Annotated in this window: 18 protein-coding genes and 1 other RNA gene; 9 read left to right on the top strand and 10 right to left on the bottom strand. The window is 35.5% G+C overall.

The genetic code is table 11. The features are described from left to right. Positions 1–45 precede the first annotated feature (45 nt). The 3 genes from dnaX to tadA form a co-directional block, all read right to left on the bottom strand. Positions 46–1,749, bottom strand: a complete 1,704-nt coding sequence (gene dnaX, locus VBD025_RS03865) for a DNA polymerase III subunit gamma/tau (RefSeq protein WP_430789448.1) — start codon at positions 1,747–1,749, stop codon at positions 46–48. A gap of 691 nt (positions 1,750–2,440) precedes the next feature. Beyond that, positions 2,441–2,706: signal recognition particle sRNA large type (ffs, locus tag VBD025_RS03870), an RNA gene on the bottom strand. A gap of 56 nt (positions 2,707–2,762) precedes the next feature. Next, the gene (tadA, locus tag VBD025_RS03875; protein WP_430789450.1) at positions 2,763–3,233 is read right to left on the bottom strand and encodes a tRNA adenosine(34) deaminase TadA; all 471 of its coding nucleotides are present in this window, start codon (positions 3,231–3,233) and stop codon (positions 2,763–2,765) included. Between the two features lie 80 nt (positions 3,234–3,313). Between tadA and VBD025_RS03880 the strand changes: the two genes are divergently transcribed. Both VBD025_RS03880 and VBD025_RS03885 read left to right on the top strand, forming a co-directional pair. Then, entirely contained in the window at positions 3,314–3,847 is a 534-nt protein-coding gene (locus VBD025_RS03880; RefSeq protein WP_430789452.1) for an isochorismatase family cysteine hydrolase, read from the top strand. Positions 3,848–3,920: 73 nt separating this feature from the next. Continuing rightward, positions 3,921–5,207, top strand: coding sequence for a LysM peptidoglycan-binding domain-containing protein (locus VBD025_RS03885; protein ID WP_430789454.1), 1,287 nt, complete (start codon positions 3,921–3,923; stop codon positions 5,205–5,207). 175 nt (positions 5,208–5,382) lie between these two features. Here VBD025_RS03885 and VBD025_RS03890 read toward each other — a convergent pair whose 3' ends face one another. The 3 genes from VBD025_RS03890 to VBD025_RS03900 form a co-directional block, all read right to left on the bottom strand. Further along, on the bottom strand, positions 5,383–5,898 hold the full coding sequence (locus VBD025_RS03890; protein WP_430791254.1) for a type 1 glutamine amidotransferase domain-containing protein: 516 nt from the start codon (positions 5,896–5,898) through the stop codon (positions 5,383–5,385). A 130-nt stretch (positions 5,899–6,028) separates the two neighbouring features. Then, positions 6,029–7,744 carry an acetate--CoA ligase gene (gene acsA / locus VBD025_RS03895; RefSeq protein WP_430789456.1) on the bottom strand — a complete coding sequence of 572 codons (1,716 nt, stop codon included), beginning with the start codon at positions 7,742–7,744 and terminating at the stop codon, positions 6,029–6,031. 461 nt (positions 7,745–8,205) lie between these two features. After that, complete coding sequence (locus tag VBD025_RS03900) at positions 8,206–12,933, bottom strand: DEAD/DEAH box helicase (protein ID WP_430789458.1); 4,728 nt, start codon at positions 12,931–12,933, stop codon at positions 8,206–8,208. A 188-nt stretch (positions 12,934–13,121) separates the two neighbouring features. Between VBD025_RS03900 and VBD025_RS03905 the strand changes: the two genes are divergently transcribed. Next, positions 13,122–13,322 carry a hypothetical protein gene (locus VBD025_RS03905; protein ID WP_430789460.1) on the top strand — a complete coding sequence of 67 codons (201 nt, stop codon included), beginning with the start codon at positions 13,122–13,124 and terminating at the stop codon, positions 13,320–13,322. Positions 13,323–13,902: 580 nt separating this feature from the next. On the opposite strand, the gene VBD025_RS03910 is transcribed toward VBD025_RS03905, so the two are convergent. Together VBD025_RS03910 and VBD025_RS03915 are read right to left on the bottom strand one after the other, a co-directional pair. Continuing rightward, positions 13,903–14,175, bottom strand: coding sequence for a hypothetical protein (locus VBD025_RS03910; RefSeq protein ID WP_430789462.1), 273 nt, complete (start codon positions 14,173–14,175; stop codon positions 13,903–13,905). A 51-nt stretch (positions 14,176–14,226) separates the two neighbouring features. Further along, positions 14,227–14,793: a recombinase family protein gene (locus VBD025_RS03915; RefSeq protein ID WP_430789464.1), complete on the bottom strand. Its 567-nt coding sequence runs from the start codon at positions 14,791–14,793 to the stop codon at positions 14,227–14,229. 481 nt (positions 14,794–15,274) lie between these two features. Here VBD025_RS03915 and VBD025_RS03920 point away from each other — a divergent pair, with 481 nt between their 5' ends. The 6 genes from VBD025_RS03920 (at position 15,275) to VBD025_RS03945 (ending at position 18,673) form a co-directional block, all read left to right on the top strand. Then, the gene (locus VBD025_RS03920) at positions 15,275–15,577 is read left to right on the top strand and encodes a helix-turn-helix domain-containing protein (RefSeq protein WP_430789466.1); all 303 of its coding nucleotides are present in this window, start codon (positions 15,275–15,277) and stop codon (positions 15,575–15,577) included. Between the two features lie 415 nt (positions 15,578–15,992). Next, a complete protein-coding gene (locus tag VBD025_RS03925) occupies positions 15,993–16,913 on the top strand; it encodes a hypothetical protein (protein ID WP_430789468.1) in 921 nt (306 codons plus the stop codon). Positions 16,914–17,133: 220 nt separating this feature from the next. Further along, complete coding sequence (locus VBD025_RS03930; RefSeq protein ID WP_430789470.1) at positions 17,134–17,406, top strand: hypothetical protein; 273 nt, start codon at positions 17,134–17,136, stop codon at positions 17,404–17,406. Further along, positions 17,399–17,698: a hypothetical protein gene (locus VBD025_RS03935; protein ID WP_430789472.1), complete on the top strand. Its 300-nt coding sequence runs from the start codon at positions 17,399–17,401 to the stop codon at positions 17,696–17,698. Before VBD025_RS03930 ends, VBD025_RS03935 begins: the two co-directional genes overlap by 8 nt. Before the next feature lie 89 nt (positions 17,699–17,787). Continuing rightward, positions 17,788–18,039 (top strand): hypothetical protein, encoded by a 252-nt coding sequence (locus tag VBD025_RS03940; RefSeq protein ID WP_430789474.1) that lies wholly within the window; start codon positions 17,788–17,790, stop codon positions 18,037–18,039. Next, on the top strand, positions 18,032–18,673 hold the full coding sequence (locus VBD025_RS03945) for a hypothetical protein (RefSeq protein WP_430789476.1): 642 nt from the start codon (positions 18,032–18,034) through the stop codon (positions 18,671–18,673). Before VBD025_RS03940 ends, VBD025_RS03945 begins: the two co-directional genes overlap by 8 nt. Before the next feature lie 35 nt (positions 18,674–18,708). On the opposite strand, the gene VBD025_RS03950 is transcribed toward VBD025_RS03945, so the two are convergent. Together VBD025_RS03950 and VBD025_RS03955 are read right to left on the bottom strand one after the other, a co-directional pair. Next, positions 18,709–19,497: a hypothetical protein gene (locus VBD025_RS03950; protein ID WP_430789478.1), complete on the bottom strand. Its 789-nt coding sequence runs from the start codon at positions 19,495–19,497 to the stop codon at positions 18,709–18,711. A 93-nt stretch (positions 19,498–19,590) separates the two neighbouring features. Next, positions 19,591–20,373, bottom strand: coding sequence for a hypothetical protein (locus VBD025_RS03955; RefSeq protein ID WP_430789480.1), 783 nt, complete (start codon positions 20,371–20,373; stop codon positions 19,591–19,593). Positions 20,374–20,412 lie beyond the last annotated feature (39 nt).

A 20,412-nucleotide genomic window follows, 5' to 3' on the forward strand; every position in this document is an offset into this window, starting at 1 on the left:
TAAATGTTTGTTTAATATGCACTGCGTGATGCAGCACTAATTTGTCTAGTCGTGTATTTCCAGCAGGTCATCTCCAACCAGTTTGCGTGCTTCTTCTATAAGTGGATCAGTTGTATCTTCTGCTTGTTGACTGGACGTCGGTTCTTGTTTGTTAATATATTCATTTCGTAATTCCTGCCAATTATTCTCCGGAATTGGAATAATCGTTAATTCTTTACCAATCGACTTGGTTAAAACAGACTCGATTGTCTCCCTGTTATCTAAAAATAGAGAGCAGTGAATTTCATATTTAAATGCTACAACAAGCGCTTTATCTGATGCTGCGGCAGGTTTACTATCTTGAATTGTTGCATGAGCAGGTGCGTTTGTCATCTTTAACGCACTTAAAAAGGAAGCCCACTCTGACTGGACCTGCTTCAATGAAGCTTTCTCAGCTGTCTGTAAAACATGGCGTATTTTTTCGTAAGGTGTCTTATAGCTGTTTTTGGATGCTCTCGGCTGTGACCTTCTTTGTTCTCTGGCAGGAGCTGATTGCGGAGCCGGTGTTGCACTCTTCCATTTTTGCAGCTCTTTTTCAAGTATATCCACTTTGCTTGCCAATTTAGTAAATGCTTCATCGTTAACCAATGTAGTGGTTGCCGCTTCTGTATTACTTGCGGGCTTCGTATCATTTGACGAAAGACTCAAAATTGCTATTTCGATAAACACTTTCGGACTGTTGCTCCATTTTATTTCCTGCTGACATTGATTCAGTTCCTTAATTGCATTCTGAATCCATTCAACTGTCACAAGCTGTGATAATTCGGTAAAGCGATCATTTACCATCGCACGCTCTAAAATGCCTTCCAATGACGGAGCACTTTGATAAAGTAACAGATCACGCAGGAAATAAATTAAATCGAAAACAAATCTACCCGGATCTTTTCCGTTTTGAATGATTTCATCTAGTGACTTTAACGCCTTTTGGACATCCTGTTCATACATTTCCTGGACGATATCACTTAATATCTGCTGGGAAACACTACCGGTGACCGCAAGAACATCTGGCAACGTAACACTTTCACCACTATATGAAATGGCTTGATCCAAGATACTCAACGCATCACGCATTCCACCTTCAGCCGCCAGAGCAACTGTTTCAAGCGCGTCATCTGAGACTGATATTTCTTCCTTTTCCATTATGATACGCATTCTTTCCACTATCGACTGACTTGTGATTGGCTTGAAGTCAAAGCGCTGACATCTGGATATAATGGTTAACGGAATTTTATGTGGTTCAGTGGTAGCTAAAATAAACACCACATGCTTTGGTGGTTCCTCTAACGTCTTTAATAATGCATTAAAGGCGTTAACAGATATCATATGTACCTCATCGATAATGTAGACTTTGTAGGGAACGACACTGGATGCATATTTTACCTTGTCACGAATTTCACGGATATCCTCAACACTTGTATGTGAAGCTGCATCCATTTCGATAATGTCTGATATGGATCCATCCTGGATACCGCGACATGCAGCGCATTCATTACAAGGTTCACGGACTGGTGCCTTTTCACAGTTAATTGTTTTCGCAAAAATTTTGGCAGCACTCGTTTTTCCAGTTCCACGTGGACCTGAAAAAAGGTACGCATGCGAAAATTTTTCCTGTTCAATTGCATTCTGCAATGTGCGTGTTATATGTGATTGTCCCACGACATCCGTAAAGTTCCTCGGACGCCATACGCGATATAACGCTTGATAGCTCATAATGGTTGTTCCCCTTTATTTATTCTCTCTAATTATACCCGAATTCGGGGGTGAATGTGAACCATTGTGATAAGTTTCTTGTAACTTAATTTAAAGCAGTTTTTTAGAAAACTTTTTATTTCCGCCTCAAAATCTATAAAGGACGACGTTACTTTTAATCATGTTCGATGCTCTGCGACTGCAGATGAAGAAGTTAAATGTGGTACGAAATAGGTGGATCTACGATCGCATCTTCGAATATACTTCGCTTTCCGCGGGCACGGCTTCAGCTTCCTCGGATAAGCAAAGACCGCTTTCCTGCTTAGATCTTCAGCTCGCGCTGTTCCCGCAGGAGTCTTCGTATATTCGAAGATGCTAAGTGGGGGTGAAATGTTAGATTTTTAAAATCTACTATTTTTTTAGTGACCTTGCCTTTCCTTCCACAGAAATCTTCATATATGGGCTGCATGTATAATATTTACCAGTCCTGGTGAGTGGAGGGTGGTGACTCCTGCGGGAACAGCACGAGTCTGAAGGCCCCGCGGAAAGCATCCGCCCACAGCGATCCTGGACGGCAGCTTAAAAACACCTCTTTGGAAATAGAGCTAATGTAGGTCGCATTTTACATCCAAATAATAACGATAAAATAAAGAAATCTAATAAAAAAAGCCTTGCCAGGTAATCTGACAAAGACTTTGATGTTTATGTAATACCGTGCACCTGTCATCGATGCGACGACCCTATGCGTAACGTAAGTTCATGGCTCGGCCTAGGCTTCCCTGCGGCACACAGAAATGATCACTTACTGCTGCTTCCTTCCGGACCTGACAGAATTCATGAGTTCCCGTTGCGCAGGACCTGAGCGTCAACACCAATTCCTTACGGCAGACCATAAAGTCGCCACACCTCAGACAGGAATTCAGTCCCGCTTTAGCGGATTGCGAGTACAGGGCACCGCTACCTCCCCACCTAGCACGGCAAACTCAATTATAACGAGTTTAGGACAAGATTGCAATAGTAAACTATGTAAGTGGTCATGGTAAAACGTCATTCCGCTTCTTCAGCCGAAGCTCTCTAAAAAATTCAGTAAGTAACCGGCTGCATTCCTCTTCCATTACCCCACTTTCAAGCTCCACTTGATGGTTGAACCTATCATCATGTAACAGGTTCATCAGTGAACCTGCACAGCCCGCTTTTGGATCATATGCACCAAACACAACCCGTTTTATTCTCGATTGGACGATCGCTCCTGCACACATCGGACAGGGCTCTAACGTGACATAAAGTGTACAATCTTCCAGACGCCAGCTGCCAATTTTTTCATTTGCCTCTTGAATGGCAATCAATTCTGCATGTGATAAAGTGGACTGCACCTTTTCACGCACGTTGTATCCACGGGCAATGATCTCTTCCTTGTAAACAATGACTGCACCAATCGGAACTTCGTTTATTTCTCTAGCAAGATTTGCCTGTCTAATCGCTTCCTTCATAAATAAATTATCCATGAACAGATTCACCACCCTATATAAAAGTTTTAAAATTATCGTTTCGGATAATAATATATGTATACGAAAGGAGCATACGTATGGACAAAACCACACAGAACACTGCCCTTATTTTTGTTGATCTTATAAACGATTTTAACTTTGAAGGTGGAGAAAAGCTACTCGCACATACAAGAGAAATTTTACCACATCTTACAAAATTAAAAAGGTATGCCAAAGACAATAATATTCCCGTCATATATGTTAATGATCACTACGGATTATGGCAAGCCGATTACCATAAGCTAATCGATCATTGTAAAAATGATAAAAATCAGGAACTTCTTGAACAAATTCAACCAAATATTGATGATTATTTTTTTATAAAACCTAAGCATTCGGCTTTTTTTCAAACTCCATTAGAGTCACTTTTACGTGAACTAGGTAAAGAAAATCTCATTTTAGCTGGAATTGCTGGCGATATTTGTATTTTATTCACTGCAAAAGATGCGTACATGTATGAATATAACCTGCAAGTACCTGAAAATTGCATGGCGTCCAATGAAAAGAAGGGAAATGAGTATGCATTGCATTTAATGCACTCGGTGATGGATGCGAAAATAGACCCGATTTAACTTTTAATAAATCATATAAAGTAAATCCTTTTCATACCATGTTAATAGACATCGGTTAGAGGAGGGTTTATTTATGCAAATTCATGTAGTACAACAAGGGGATACCATTTTTAATATAGCAAATACATACAACACGCCAATGGAAACCATTATTGCGGCCAATGAACTAGATGCCCCCGGTAATCTCGTAATTGGGCAGGCATTAGTGATCCCAATTGTTGGACAATTTTATTTTGTCCAAAGTGGCGAAAACTTATATTCCATTGCTCAAAAATTTGGGATGCCCTATCAGGAGTTAGCTCGAATCAATAATATTCCGGTTGGAAACGTCTTGCCAGTAGGATTTCGATTATACATTCCACCTCTACCTCGACCAGATATCGTTTCAAATGCATATATCGAGCCATACGGCGACACCGTTTCCGAGGCATTAGAGGCCGCGGCTCGAAAAATATCACCGTTCTTAACATACTTAGCGCCATTCAGCTATACCATTAATCGTGATGGAAGTTTGAATGCGCCTCCATTAAATGATTTCAAAACAATTGCTGACAGTAATAACACAACGCTCATGCTGGCAGTCACGAACTTGGAAGATGGAGCGTTTAGCGCAGAACTTGGACACATTATTTTAACGGTTCAAGCTGTACAGAACAATTTATTGGATAATATCGTCAATACTGCAAACTCAGGCGGATTTACCGATGTTCATTTTGATTTTGAATTTTTACCGCCTGAAGATCGTGAGGCATATAATACATTTTTACGTAAAGCTAAGGATCGATTATCACAAGCTGGTTTGCTCATGTCTACCGCATTAGCACCTAAAACAAGTGCAACACAAGTTGGAGCATGGTACGAAGCACATGACTATGCCGTCCACGGTGAGATTGCTGACTTTGTTGTGCTAATGACTTACGAGTGGGGCTATAGTGGTGGACCAGCAATGGCTGTATCACCGATTAATAAAGTACGAGACGTTGTGGACTTTGCTTTGTCGGTAATGCCGCCAGAAAAGATTTTACTCGGTCAAAATCTATACGGATATGATTGGACGCTGCCTTTCGTAGAAGGCGGAACGGCAGATGCACTAAGTCCTCAGCAAGCCATCACGTTAGCACGAACACAAAATGTTGCCATTCAGTATGACCCTGTAGCACAGGCACCATTCTTCACCTATACAGACGCAGGGGGTAAAAAACATGAAGTTTGGTTTGAGGACGCAAGATCAATTCAAGCAAAATTTGATATGATTAAAGAATTAAATTTACGAGGGATCAGTTATTGGAAGCTTGGGCTTGCATTTCCACAAAACTGGCTGCTGCTGCAGTCTAATTTCAACATTGTCAAACTGAAATAAACGAGGCATATCGATGTGTAGCGCAAACTTATCGTTGTAAAGATGAAATATATCAATCGCCAAAAAATTCATATCGATCTTCAGATTTTTTATCAGTCTTGAAATAAAATTTATCGATACTAAAAACAAAAACGGCCGCATAAACCTGTAATCAGGTTCATGCGGCCTATCCTTTTTATTTCAATAAGTTTAACGATTCGCGGTTAAATGCCGGAATATCATCAGGCGTTCTGCTTGTTACAAGTTGATTGCCGCAAACAACGACTTCTTCATCCTTAACATCTGCCCCAGCATAATCCATATCTACTTGAATGGATTTAAAACCAGTTGCTTTTCTGCCTTCTAGTGACTTCGCTGTAATTAGTAACTGTGGTCCGTGGCAAATTGCGAATACAGGTTTTTTTACATCCATAAAGTGTTTCGCAAATGCTACAAATCGGTCATCACCACGTAGTTGATCTGGTGAGAAACCACCTGGAATAAACAAGGCATCGAAGTCATCCGGATTTACATCATCAATCGATTTATCAATTGTTACCGAAGCTTCACCGTTTTTACCAGTAACTGTTTTACCTTTTTCTTTTTCAATTGTTACTACTTCGTGTCCAGCTTCCTTATACGCTTTTGCTGGATCTGTATATTCTACATCTTCAAACATATCTGTTATAACACATGCTATTTTTTTACTCATCATTAATCCGCTCCTTTATGATTTGCTACATTAATACATTTTCCCGTCTATAAAAAAATAAAACATTATAATAGCTTTCTTTATATATAAATAAAACAAGGGCACCACATCGGCGCCCCTGCTTAAAAACTTATTCCTCTAATGTAGATGTATCTCCTGTAGGCAAGCCAAGCTCCCACGATTTTAAGAGTCGACGCATAATTTTACCGCTGCGTGTTTTCGGAATTGATTCCTTCACCTCAAGCTCACGAGGCGCTGCATGTGCACTAAGACCAGTTTTGATAAACTGACGAATCTCTTCCAGCAGCTCATCTGACTCAGTATAGCCTTCATTCAACGTAATAAATGCTTTAATAATTTCACCGCGCTCTGGGTCTGGTTTACCAATGACACCCGCTTCTGACACTGCAGGGTGTTCGATCAGCTTACTTTCCACCTCGAACGGACCAACCCGTTCACCGGAAGTATTGATTACATCATCCAGTCGACCCTGGAACCAGAAATAACCGTCTTCATCCATATACGCACTGTCGCCGGATACGTACCATCCATTGACAAAATAACTTTCAAACTTACTTTTGTTATTCCAAATCTTCCGCATCATGGACGGCCAGCCTTCTTTAATAGCCAGGTTACCCATTTGATTTGCCGGAAGCTCATTTCCTTCGTTATCAACGATTGCCGCTTCTACGCCTGGAATTGGTTTACCCATAGAACCTGGACGCATTTCCAAGGAAGGATAATTCACGATTAGCATAGCACCTGTTTCTGTCATCCACCACGTATCATGGATGCGCATATCAAATGCTTTCATTCCCCATGTAATTACTTCAGGATTCAATGGCTCTCCAACACTCATAATATGGCGAAGCGACGAGAAGTCATGATTTTTGACCTTTTGCTCCCCTGCGCTCACTAGTTTACGTAAGGCAGTCGGAGCTGTATACCATACGGTTACATTGTTTTTAGCAATCGTTTCATACCAATCGTCCGGGCTAAAGCGGCCACCGCGAACAACATTGGTTACTCCAATTAACCACGGTGCAAAAATCCCGTAGCTTGTGCCGGTTACCCAGCCTGGATCTGCGGTACACCAGTAAACGTCGTCTTCCTTCAAATCCGCAACCCATCTGCCTGTAGCATAATGCTGAACCATGGCGTTATGGACGTGATAAACACCTTTAGGCTTACCAGTTGAACCGGATGTATAATGAAGCAGCATACCATCTTCTAAATCAACCCACTCGATATCAAACGCTGTGGATGCTTCCTTCATTTCTTTATCAAAATGAATATATTTATCGCCAGATTCATTTGAATCGCCAATTAGCACGATTTTTTCAAGATCTGGTAAATCCTCTTGGGGAACACGTTCCAATAGTTCAGGTGTAGTAATCAGCATTTTCGCTTCACTATCCTGAAGCCGGTCACGAACTGCTTGCTCCATAAATGCTTCAAACAATGGTCCTGCAATCGCCCCAACCTTTAATATACCGAAAAAAGCTGCATAGAATTCAGGCGCTCTCGGCAGGAATAAGAAGACACGATCTCCTTTATTTACATCATGCTTCTTTAAAACATTAGCAAATTGATTACTTTGTTTTCGAATATCATCAAATGTTAATTTTTCTTCACGGTCAGGCGATGAGTACAATAATGCCACTTTATCTTTTTTATTTGGATCTTCTGCATGACGATCAATTGCCTCATAAGCAATATTCACCTTACCCGTTTCATTCCAGCAGAAATTCTGTTTCATATCATCCCAAGAGAAACCATCTCTTGCCTTTTCATAGTTTTGTAAATTATAATTTCCATCCTGTGCAGGTACACGCTGCATTTCCATCCAATCACCTCATTAATATTTTTTGAAAACGTTTACAAACATTCAATTAAAAATTATTAAACAATTTAGGTAACTGTTTCCTATTTTAGAACATCACGTCCGAATTTTAAAGTATTTCACCTGGAAAAATAACGACAAAAAATAAAAAACCTTTACATCACTACGCTTTATAGGATGTAAAAGCTTTTATAGATATGCCCCCGGCAGGATTCGAACCTGCGGCACATAGTTTAGGAAACTTGAATATTTACTGTTAAATTGAAGTATTTCTTCTTTAACCCTTGTGTAACAAGTATTATAGCTACCATAGGCTAACAGTAGAATAACACTTGTTCATGAAGTGGTCTTACGTTCTCGTAATCTGTATTAGTAATTATAGCTTGTACTTTTATGGAATGCAAACTTAATTTTTTCAAGCAAAAAACCGCCTGTCATGCGACCAGCGGTTTAGTTAAGTTACTCTATTCAATAATTTCTAAATCAGGTAAATTATCCACAATCTTATTTGTTTCAATTGAAACTGTAATCACACGTTTTAATAAATCTAAAATATAGCGTGGGTTGTCCGAATACTCGTTTGGGTCATTCGTTATTCCCCTAGTTGTGTCTACTTTCACCTGATAATGTTCCATAATCCATTCCATTGGTGAACGACCATTAACTACATAGTCATAAGCTTCCAAAGGAATATCAGAAATCGTAATATTATCATTGTAAACAATAATTGACTTATCTTTACCTTTCCCAAATTTCATCTTTTTAACTCGATATATATCAGTCTTATTATCACTCTTAATCGTTTCTGTTACCTTATACTGTTCCACATCTTCATAATTCAGATGTAATTCAGCTAGTTCACGTCCCGCTTTAGCAAATTCAAAAAAGTTTTTTACCATTGGGATACGATGAGTATTTTTTTTAAAATCATTTGCATACTTTTCCTTAAATTCCATTGAATGAAGCACTCCATAAGTATAAAAGAAAATATCTTCTTTAGTTACTTCTTTTCCCTGCTTCATTCGGAATGATTTTAGAATAGAATCTGATATATTACTACTACAACGATTTTCCCCACCTTCATAAAATAAATCGTTTTCGGTATCCTCATCGTAAACATATAGTGAATATACCCTATTAGTACCATCTAAAGTGTTCTTGTCTGTGTACATATCAGTTATTATTGTGGAACTACCTGTAGTCATTATTGTATAATTTTTTGCTTCCTTATGTGGGAATATTTTATTCCATTTACTAGGATTCTCGATTAACTTTATCTCATTATAGAAGTATTTTTTTGTAAAAGGTCTATAATATATTTTTGTGATGAGATTGGAATCGTACTCGATTTCAACGCGATTTTCTAAATACCTTTTTAACCTTCTTGACCAAGCTATTTCTTTTGGGTTGGAATTTATAAAATCTTTGAGTTCAGACTTGCCATCAAATTCTTTTTTGTATCTATCTAGTTCTTTCGTGTAACTTTGAATTATTTTTTTAGCACTCGCCAAAAGAGTATTTGGGCTATGATTCATAATCCATGTATCTCTACTAGTAGATATTCCAACGATTCTATCAGAAAAGATTTGTGTAGCTTCACCATTAAGGGCGATAAAGTTTCCAAATTCGTCACTTTGCTGGTTAATCCAATCATTACTTTGGTCAGGTATAATCGTAATTAAATCTGATTTCATATTTAAGAAACTCTTTTTATTGGCTATAATATCTAGCTTTTCATTTCTTGATAAATAATCCCCAATGTCATGATAGTAAAGATTACACCCTGACTTATCTGTATTTTTCACCAACACTGTAATAGCTACAGGGGTACGAGAACCGCTACCAAAGATTTTACCAGCTTCCCTACGTGATTCTTCCCCTGAGGTTCTTTGATTTCCTCGAAGGTTAAAAACGTATATTGATGTAAATTCTTCATATAGCGATTTTCTTAATCCATCTGCACTAGCACTGTCAATAAACGTACCGTTTGTAACGAAACCAATGACACCATTTTTTTCAATTCGATTACTTGCCCAACGTATAGCACGAATATATGAATCGTACATACTATGTGTAGTCCTAGCTTCTGATTCCTTGATATAAGTATTTTTAATACTATCGTCTAGGTCAGGATATCCTTCATTTTTGTTATTGTCATTCTCATTTTTTTGCTTAGCTGAATATGGTGGGTTTCCCATTATTGCAACAATTGGTTTTTCATTTTGTTTCTTGGCACGGTTAGAGTTTTCATCAAACATATCTGATACAAACGTATCTTTTCCTTCAGTCATTTGGAAAGTATCTGTGAGAACTACCCCTTCAAAAGGAGTATATTCTCCTCCATAAATAGAGTGGAAAGTTTCCTCTATATTGATTGCTGCGATATAGTAAGCTAATAAGACAATTTCATTTGCATGGATTTCATTAGTGAATTTATATAACAAGTTTTTATTTTCGATAATTCCACTTTGAAGTAGACGTACAATGAAAGTACCTGTACCAGTGAACGGGTCAAGGATATTTACATTCTTATCATTAAATGAAGCATTAAACTCCTCACTTAAAATTTCGTTTACACTGTGAATGATAAAATCTACAACTTCTATTGGTGTATAAACTATACCCAAACGTTCTGTTGTCTTTTTGAATGCTGTACCAAAAAATCTATCATAGAGTTCAATAATTACCTTCTGTTTTCCAGCTAAATTATCTATTTTGCTTGCACGAGTTTTAACACTTTCGTAAAACTTATCTAATGCACGAGTTTCCTTCTCTAGATTTTCTTCTTCAAGTACACTAAGCATGTTTTCAATTGCTTGTGATACTGGATTATTCTTAATAAAGCTATAATCCTCAAATAATGCATCAAAGACAGGTTTAGTAATTAGATGCTGCGATAACATTTCTATAGCTGCATCTTCTTCGATAGAGTTATTTAAATTACTTCTTAAGTCACTTAAAAACTTTTGAAATACTGCATAGGGTTCACTATTTCTATCACGTAATAATAATTTAATACGGTCAAAGTGCCGTCCTGCAATTTCAGCAACATCACTTGACCAATTTTCCCAATAACGCTTATCTCCAACTTTGTCTACGATTTGTCCGTAAATAGAATCTTGTAATTCATCAAGGTCTGGGAAAGTTGCTACTATTTGTTCACTTAATTTTCGTGATTCATCATTCTTAGAATTAGTATCCTTCCCATCACCTGTATCACCTTTATCTCCTGTATGTCCTATAATTTCAACATTTGAAGGTTTATTCATATTTAATTCCATTTGGTTAATCATGGCATTGAAACGTTCATCATGTGAACGTAATGCTTGAAGAACTTGCCACACAACTTTATATTCTTTGTTATTATTTAATTCGGTTTCTATATCATTACCTTTGTTAATCGTAACCGGTAAAATGATATACCCATAATCTTTATCATCTGCTTTACGCATTACACGACCTACAGCCTGTATGACATCAATTACAGAATTTCTAGGATTAAAGAAAATAACTGAATCTAAATCGGGAACATCCACCCCTTCAGTTAAACACCTTGCATTAGAAAGAATACGACAAACATTATCGTCTTCAGGTTCATCTTTTAACCAATCTAATCTATTATTTCTCTCTAGTGTGTTCATTGTTCCATCAACATGCTGAATTTCAACGGTTGCACCATTTGAAATATCGCTATTCTGCGAATAAGTATCAACAACATCCTGAAAAATCTGCGTTACTTGTTTTGATGTTTCAATAGTAGAAGTAAATGCAACAGCACGTTTCATAGGTTTACCTACAACTTCATTGGAATGACTTTTTCGTTTAGAAAGTCCATTCCATGTACCAACAATACGTGCAAAGTCACTACTTTTTAGAGTGTTTGATTTACTTTTGATTTCATTAGCAAGGGCAACATCAACATAATTTTGGTCTGTTACTAGAACCATAACTTTATAGTCAGTTAATAATCCGCGTTCTACTGCTTCACCGAATGCTAGGTTATAGAAATCCTCACCAAACAAACTAGCATCATCCATTGAAGAGAGTACTGCTTCCTTTTCATCTGCTTTATTCTTAGTCTTATCCCCAAATACTTTTGGTGTTGCAGTCTGATATAAACGTTTGTCTGCTTGAATATATTCATTGTCATGTACACGTACAAAATGACTTTCTTCGCCATCTGATAATGTAACACCTGTGGTACGGTGTGCTTCATCAGCAATAATTAAGTCAAAAGCCGGAAACCCTTTTTCTTGGGCTTCATGAATTACCTCAATAGACTGGTATGTAGAAAAGACAACAGTCATTTTACTGTCCTTCGGAAGCGACTTAAAGTTTTCTGCAATTTTATCTGAATTAGTTGTAGCAGGAAATCCTAAATCAATTGCTGTAATATCCTCTGAAGTCCGAGATACTTTTCTATCGGAACATACTGCAAATGTATGGAATGGTGTAGTGGTTTGATTGTTCCACTCTCGTAATGTTTGTGATAATAACGAAATAGAAGGTACAAGATATAAAACAACACTATTACCCTGCTTTTGATTAGCTACTTCCTCTGCAATCTTCAATGAAGTAAAGGTTTTACCTGTACCACAAGCCATAATGAGTTTCCCACGGTTAGCATTTGTAAAACCTTTTAAAACATTGGTGTGTGCTTCCTGTTGATGGGGTAGTAAATAGTGTTTTTTCTTGAATTCAACCCCATCCATATTATCAACCATGAATGTAGACCAATTAATAGCCGATTTATTTAAATCCTGTAATCGAATTCTAACTATCGACTTCGATTGATTCTCTAGTGACAATTCAGCATTTTTACTCCATTTATCCGTTGACGATACAATAATTCGGCTATCATAGAAATTCTTGCCTGATTCTGTAAAAAAAGAATCTATATCCTTTTTCTGAATAGAATAGTTTTCATCATAAAACTTACACTGAATAGCACAGTATTTTCCTGAAATTCTTTCTTCTGCTATTAGGTCAATTCCTGTATCATGATTCCCACCATTTAAAGGGAACTCATTCCAAGTCCACACCTTTCTAAATAAGTCTGAATAAACTGGGTCGTTTTCAAAGTATTTCTTTATAAGTAATTCAAATCGTGTACCTTTATCTGCTTCTGACGTTGATATTGAACGCAAGTACCCCAATACTTCTTTGAATGATTTATTTGCAACTTTTGACATAGCAAAGTCTCCTTAAATAATGCTTAAATAAATAAAATATAATATATAAATAATATCATAGATTTTGTGTACAACCTACTAACAAAAAGGTAGAATTATTGAAATCCCTCCTCTATGTGTATCTTCATATTTATTGATTTCATTACCAATAAACGGAAAGGGGGAGAAGCTGCAAGGAGGAAAATATAATGGTGAATAATGACTTTAATAGATTGAAATGTCCTGTATGTAAAAGGTTATATAGGGATGGTGAAAGTGTAATTTTAGATGAAATTAATACTGTTAAGCATCAGGGGTGTTACACATCTGATTCACCTTTTGATGTGATTGAAAGAGGAACTTATCGTTACATTATTAAGAAATATGACTTTTTTAAAGAGGTACGGTGAGGTTGCACAATTATAGGACATTAATATTTATCATGACATTTAACTGTTACAGTTATTAAATGGTAAATAGTACATAAAATCTTCTGCTGAACCAAAGTCAGAAAATTGGTGAAAAAATTTCCGCCACTCCTTTTACCGGATTTGGTGTACCGCCCCCCAGTGGTACGGGTAGCCCTTTAACAGCTTCGCAAGTGTTTTAGGTAATACGGAACTGTGTTTTATATTTAATCCTTTTTAATAAGATAATTTAACAGGCTTTTACATCAATTAATTGGCTTCAGTTTCGTATTCTCATATGTAACACTCTGATTTAATTTCTACTGGATTGAATAAGCATTAACAGCTAATATAAATATCAATTAAGCATAGTTTTAATCGTTACATACAGCATGTTTGATGGCTGTATATCATCATCTAAACGAGTTGTAATAGAATCCTTGTAGTAGCCTGCATTGTTCCCCTATATTCTATATCATCTTAAAAGAATCCCTATCCCCCGTGATTAAGCCACCCTGTCTGTATACATAAACAGAAACCCCCTAGCCAGTGTTTAGCAAGGGGTATATTCTTCTTATACTGATTATCGTTTTATATCGCTAAGTAATAGATATTGCTGTATCTTATCTACGAGATTTGTGGCATCTAGTTTATAAAATGATACTGTAAAGGCATTTATACATTCCCTCTTATCAAAATCATTACTATTAACTGATTCCCATAAATAACAACAATTCCACTTTGGTACAGAAATCAAACAACTATTCTCCATGCTACAAAAATATACATCAATATCCAATAAATAATCGTTTTTTGGTATCTGAAACTGTTTTATCTCTAGCGTTACTTCTTTCATTTATTTATCTCTTTCCTTCCATCATTAAGTATTACAATTATATTAAATAACCTACTTTCCTTCTGCCCTATGCTTCCTTTTAGCCCTGATTAGCGTACTTTTAGATATACCAGTAACTTCTTCTACCTGTTTATAGGAATGTGTTTCTAGTAGCTTCAAAGCGTGTAGTATCTGTTTTAAGCTATATACAGCAGGACGACCTTCTCTAAAATCAGGCTTTTGTTTTGCTATAGCCTTTCCTTCCTGTGTTCTTTCAACAATCATATCTCTTTCAAACTGTGCAAAGCCACTCATAACTGTTAGTATAAGCGTTCCTGTTGGTGTATCCTCTACCAGCCCCATATTGAGTACGTGTACCTTTACGCCCCTGTTAAACAATTCCTTTACTATCTGAATAGCATCTACTGTAGACCTAGCGAATCTATCTAGTTTAGTGACTACCAGCGTATCACCTTTTACTAACAGTGATAATACTTCATTGAATTTCGGTCTATCCGCTTTAGTACCTGTAAATTTCTCTGAATAGATTACATCACAGCCTTCATTCTCTAATGCCTGTATCTGTGATTCTAAATCCTGATGAATTGTACTCACTCTTGCGTACCCATATCTTTTCATAATATAGCCCCTTTTATCGCTTCATTTATGACACTATGTAATGACACCTTGTAGTACCTTGATTTTACTGCATAAGGAAAACGGTGTCAATACTTTTAAGTTATGGCACTTTATGGCACTAAACTTATATATTTGAATTCAGGTAAATTACAGGGCTACAAGCTACTATGTCATAACATGGCATGGATACCCTATAGCAAACAGCTACACGGTTTGATATAGCAGGAAACAGCTTTTCGTAAGGATTTTTTAACATGGCATCAATTCAGCTATTTACGTGACTTAGCTGTACAATTTCATTTCATTTGTCAAGTGAATATGCTTTATGTCCACCACTTCAAAGTTACGTACAGATATTTTTTACGAGATAGTGAAGTGGCATCATAGAATAGAATCCAAAAAAACGTTATAAAAATAAATTCAATATTATATGTCAGGTTTTTCACCTTCTTTCGTTATTAAGTTGAAAGGGGGTGAAAAGATGATTGAAACTGGAAAAGACAATAGATTAAATCTACTAACTGGTAGAATCGAAAATGATAATTATATACGACTATATAAAGGTGTGATTACTGAAGGATTTATTGCTGAATTAAAGCCTACTACTTTTACGGTATTTCTGATTATCCAAGCATTTACTGATACTAATGGATACTGTGAAATCACTAGAAGTGGAATAGCTAAGTATGCTGGAATATCTAAAACAGCAGTAAATAAGGCAATCAAGGAATTAAGAGAATTTGAAATTGCTGGTAAATCCGTATTATCTGTTAAATTCCATTAATTACGTTATTATAGCCTTCGGCTAGTGTCCTGCTACGCAGTCCACACATAAAAAACTATCTCTATATCACTATTATTAGTGGTATTAGATGGTTATTTAGATTTCCTAGTATGTAGATGGTGTTAGGCATTTATGCCTTACAGCATCTAGTACTAGCTGGGATTATAAAGGGCGAGTAGCCCTTATACGCAATTACTATAACCTATATCTACTTTAGAAGTATTAACTAGATATAGAGTAACGAAGTAAGTAGAAAATAGCACTTAACGCTTATGTACCAATGGGTTTGAGGTTTTTATTGAGGGTACAGAAATAACCCCTAAACACATAAAAATGGGTACAAAAATAACCCCCTAATCTTTGGATGAATTATGGACTTCCCTTTTCAAAACAACCAACAAAAGGGTGAAAGTACATGGCAACATCACAAAGTAATGATTTTCTATATGAAACTAAGAAGCTAATAGATAAGGAAACCGGTGAATTAGTAAGTGGGGTATTTATACCAGCAGAATTGACACATGACTATAGAATTACGCCTAAAGCTAAAATAGATGCCTACTACAAGAAAAAGGAAGCTACTGAAGGTTTAATTTACTTCAATAAACTCGCTGGCGATTCATTCACCTTCAGTTTAAAAGAAAGTGTTCGTGAATTATTTCAAAACAACGATTTTAGTGATGCTGAAAAAGTCCATATTATCTACTTAGGCAGCTATGTTAATTATGATGGCTACTTAATGACAAAAAACAATCAAATAATGACAAAGAAACTGCTAAGGGAAAAGGTGAAAATCAAGAATAAAGATAGGTTTTATCAGTTTTATAATAAGCTACTGCATCTGAATTTCATAGATGAAAATGAAGGGAAAATATACTGGAATAACAACATGTGCTTCAAAGGTTCACCAAAAAAGAATGGTACATCATCTTCAAAAGTATTTAAAACCTATGATGAAATGATTCAGCGATTATATAAAATGCATCAACCTAAATCTATCGCAATTATTTATAGACTGATACCGTATCTAAATAAATATCATAACGTAATCTGTAAATATTCAGATGAAATGGAATATGAAAAGTGTGTACCATATGGAATAAGTGAAGTAGCTGAATTACTCGGTATTAAGGACTATAGAAACCTGAAAGCAAAACTAAGAAGAATTAGGTTAGATGATGAATACATTTTCAGTTTTAGACAAACAGGTACAGGAACTACAGTGATAATTAATCCTTTCCTAGTTTGGTTATCAACCTATGCACCAGCTAGCAATCTGATAGGTGATTTTTCATTAGCTAAAGCGAAACTACTTGAAGAAAGAAGAGAATATTAATTAATTATCTTTCGTAAAAGAAAAATGATTGCTTATTGTAGTACTTTCAATGCTTTAAGCGTGTTATATACTAGCAGAAGGTAAATAGCCTTCTTTATATCCATCACATTGTGATAAGGTGTTTTGAATCGATATAGCCGTTATCTGATTCAATCCCTGAAGTATCGCTTTATTTAGCGGTACTTCTTTTTTTATACATATACAAAAAGGGGGCAGGAAGTTGAAATACGATAAAAAAGAAGTTTTACAGCTACTAGATGCTGATACAATCATAGCGTTATTAAAGGTAGTTAATTTGAAGTACAAACATGTTGCAGGAAGGCTAAACATTTCAAGGCAAGCTATAGTTTATCTGATGAAGCATGACGCTTATAAGGATTGGCAAAAAGAAATAATTTTAGAAATGCTTCTACAGCATGGATGTGAAGTAGCTGAAATCATGCTAGTACATCAAATGGTAAACAAAGCTAAGAAGGTGAAGCATTATGAATAACCTTGTAAATGATGAATTGCAAGCACTGAAGGATATAGCCAATGGTTTCAACAATGGGGATATAACTAAGGATGAAGCTGAAGCTAACATACTAATTGAACTAATGAAGAAAAGGATAGATAGTTTATCTGTGAATTACAGTGTACATCCATTATCACACTTGCTTAACAGCAAAAATAACCAGTTAATAGATAGTCTACTCTTCCAAGCTAAACATAAGGCAAAGGAAGCCATAACATTGCTTCATAATTTACCTGATAGTAAACATACTTTCAATGCTAAATTACGCTAGATGTATTAAAGGTTATGTCGATAGAAACGGCTTACATTTTATATCTACTGATATTCAAATACTAATAAAAAATGAAAAGGAAGCTGATAATGATGAATCAAGATAGAAAGAAATTCATTCAGGATTATTACCGAGATAAGCAAGGATTGATTAAGGTGGAAGTACCAGTATACATTTCAAAGACGATTAAGGGTACTATACATCACTATTTCAACGGGGAAAGGGCTGGATATACATTTAAGCAGGGTATAGCTTATGTAGAAAAGAAGGATTTACATAAGTTTAAGGCATTTCCATACATGATTATCCATACTGAAAAAGGGGCTGATATTGATGAATAACACTAAGCAGATAGAATCATTCATTAATGGATACCATACTGGACTAAAAAAGCTATCAGATAAACTAAACAACCATAAACAAACTGTAGAAGATATTGAAATGGAAGTACGCTTTATTCGAGATGTAGAAATGACACAGGCTATCAAGAAAAGGCTTTTAGATGATGATGCTACTATGGAAGATAAGCTGAAAAAGAAACTTTCAAAGTTGGAATCACAGCTATTAGCAATGAACCAGGAAACACCTGTTTTAGAATCTATTATGGAAGATTACAAGCTGAAACAAGGAAAAGAATCGAGTAAACTTGAAAGATTATTGCGTGATGAAATGAGTGTTGCAGAAACTACATCTTATAATAATATGATGAAAGCAAAAAAGGCGTACTTTGAAGTTATTCTACAGGAAGCCAAAACACTTCAAAATTATAATAAGCTGGATAGTTCTCTACAGCAGGTACAAGTGAATGCTGGCAGGAAAAATAATATTTATAGTGGGATTCAAGTTAAAACCGCCCCTTCATCTTCTGAAGCTATAAATTATAACGGTATTTATTTGCAGGTGACTTATCAAGACTTGCAAAGAATAATTACAGGTAATTTTTCATCATACGATATTGGTTACCTTAAACAATAAAATTATATAACTCACCCTTAACAGCATTAAAACTGTTAGGGGTTTAATATTATGTGAAAAGCTTCCTTTGCCAAGTCATAAAACACATTTGCTATAATTGGTAAAATAAATAAAGATAAAATAAAAAACATGGTCTTTCTACGTTTTTTATGTTTTTGTAGGTGTTCAGAAACAAAATCAAATTCAATTTTTGGCCACAGTTTTGATATCCAACTTATTAATATCATGGCAAATACATATCCTGTACACCAATAAAAAATTAATTGGAGTATAAATACAATTAGTGGATTACTTGACATGAAATCTCGTACTATCAACAGGTTGGCTGAAGGATTCTGTATTGGTTTTACAAAAAGTGATAGAAATAAAATATAAAGATTATGCATTGGAAAACCAAAACTTATTGCTAATAAGTGAAATACTGTTTTTTGGTTTTTTATAAACCAATTTTCTTGATTTTTAATTCTACTAATTGTTTCTTTAAGTTGAAAAAACTTAGCACCAACCCAATCCCTATCTGACCCTTTAACAACTAAAGCACCACTTGAATGTTTTGAAGATATTAATAGATTTAAACTACTTTCCTCTTCATAATTGTACATCCAAAAACTAATGCTTTCTATTTCTGTAGAAGTTATGAAATCTTCATCAAAAATGGCTAGGGACTCACTTTCATAACTTGTTCTGTCTGTACATTCTATGCTAAAATCAACTTTTGTCCCTATTGTTTTCTCTTCCTCAGTTTGAAATATTTTAGCCAAACTTATAATATCATTTTTTGAGAAAACCTTCCCTTCAAAGCGATAACTTCTTTTCTCCTTCATAAAACCATCCCTTATTGATACTTTATTCGTTATATTTCATTACTATATTATCATATTAATACCAAAAAGGGACTGAATATTAAGTAAATATTCCTAGTATTCTTCCCACCATTCCTTAAATAAATCGAGGTGATATTTAGCTTTTAACTTTTTATTTAATACTCCATAAAAGAATCCATAAGTATTATGCACCTTACTCAGTTTTATCTTTCTTACAAGTATTTTAAATGAATCTATTGCTGTACCTATAACGTCACCTTTAACTTTATTTTTATATGCAGAGATATTAACTAGTTTCCAATACTCCTCAACTTCCTTTGCATCATTATAAAAATTACTAACAAATCTAGTGAATTCTATTGGTACATTTTTGTTAGTAAATGAAGAATCCAATTTACTTTTGTTTACTACCTCCCTTTCTACTTTTTCTTTACGTTTATTATTATTTTTAATGGTAGTTTTAGAAAGATTACTTGTTTGTGGTTGGTTCAATTTTTTCACTTTAGATGGTTCAGCATGTCCTAAAAATGGGCTAAATACATATAAATTACTAGATTTACTACCATTTTTACGTACTGTATTATGTACTGATATTAAACCTATTGTTTTAGCCTTTGCTATCATACGCTTAAAAGTACTTCTTGATATTCCCGCACCATCCTTTTCGTGTGTGGCTGAAACTATTGTACCTATCTTTGCATTGCATACACCCTTAACCTTTGCAGAAAAACGAATAAGCCTTTTAAGTGCAACAAGTTCTGATTTAGTGAACTTCTTCTTAATATCCAGCATCCATTGTTCAATACTATTATTAAAATCTCTAATATCCTTAAATTGTGACAAATCACTGAAATTATTTATGTTTCCTGATTGCATTGTATTTTTCTCCTTATGTAACGGAAAACCAAACAATTA

Source organism: Virgibacillus flavescens, assembly GCF_050574275.1.
In the GTDB taxonomy this organism is placed as follows: domain Bacteria; phylum Bacillota; class Bacilli; order Bacillales; family Amphibacillaceae; genus Virgibacillus_F; species Virgibacillus_F flavescens.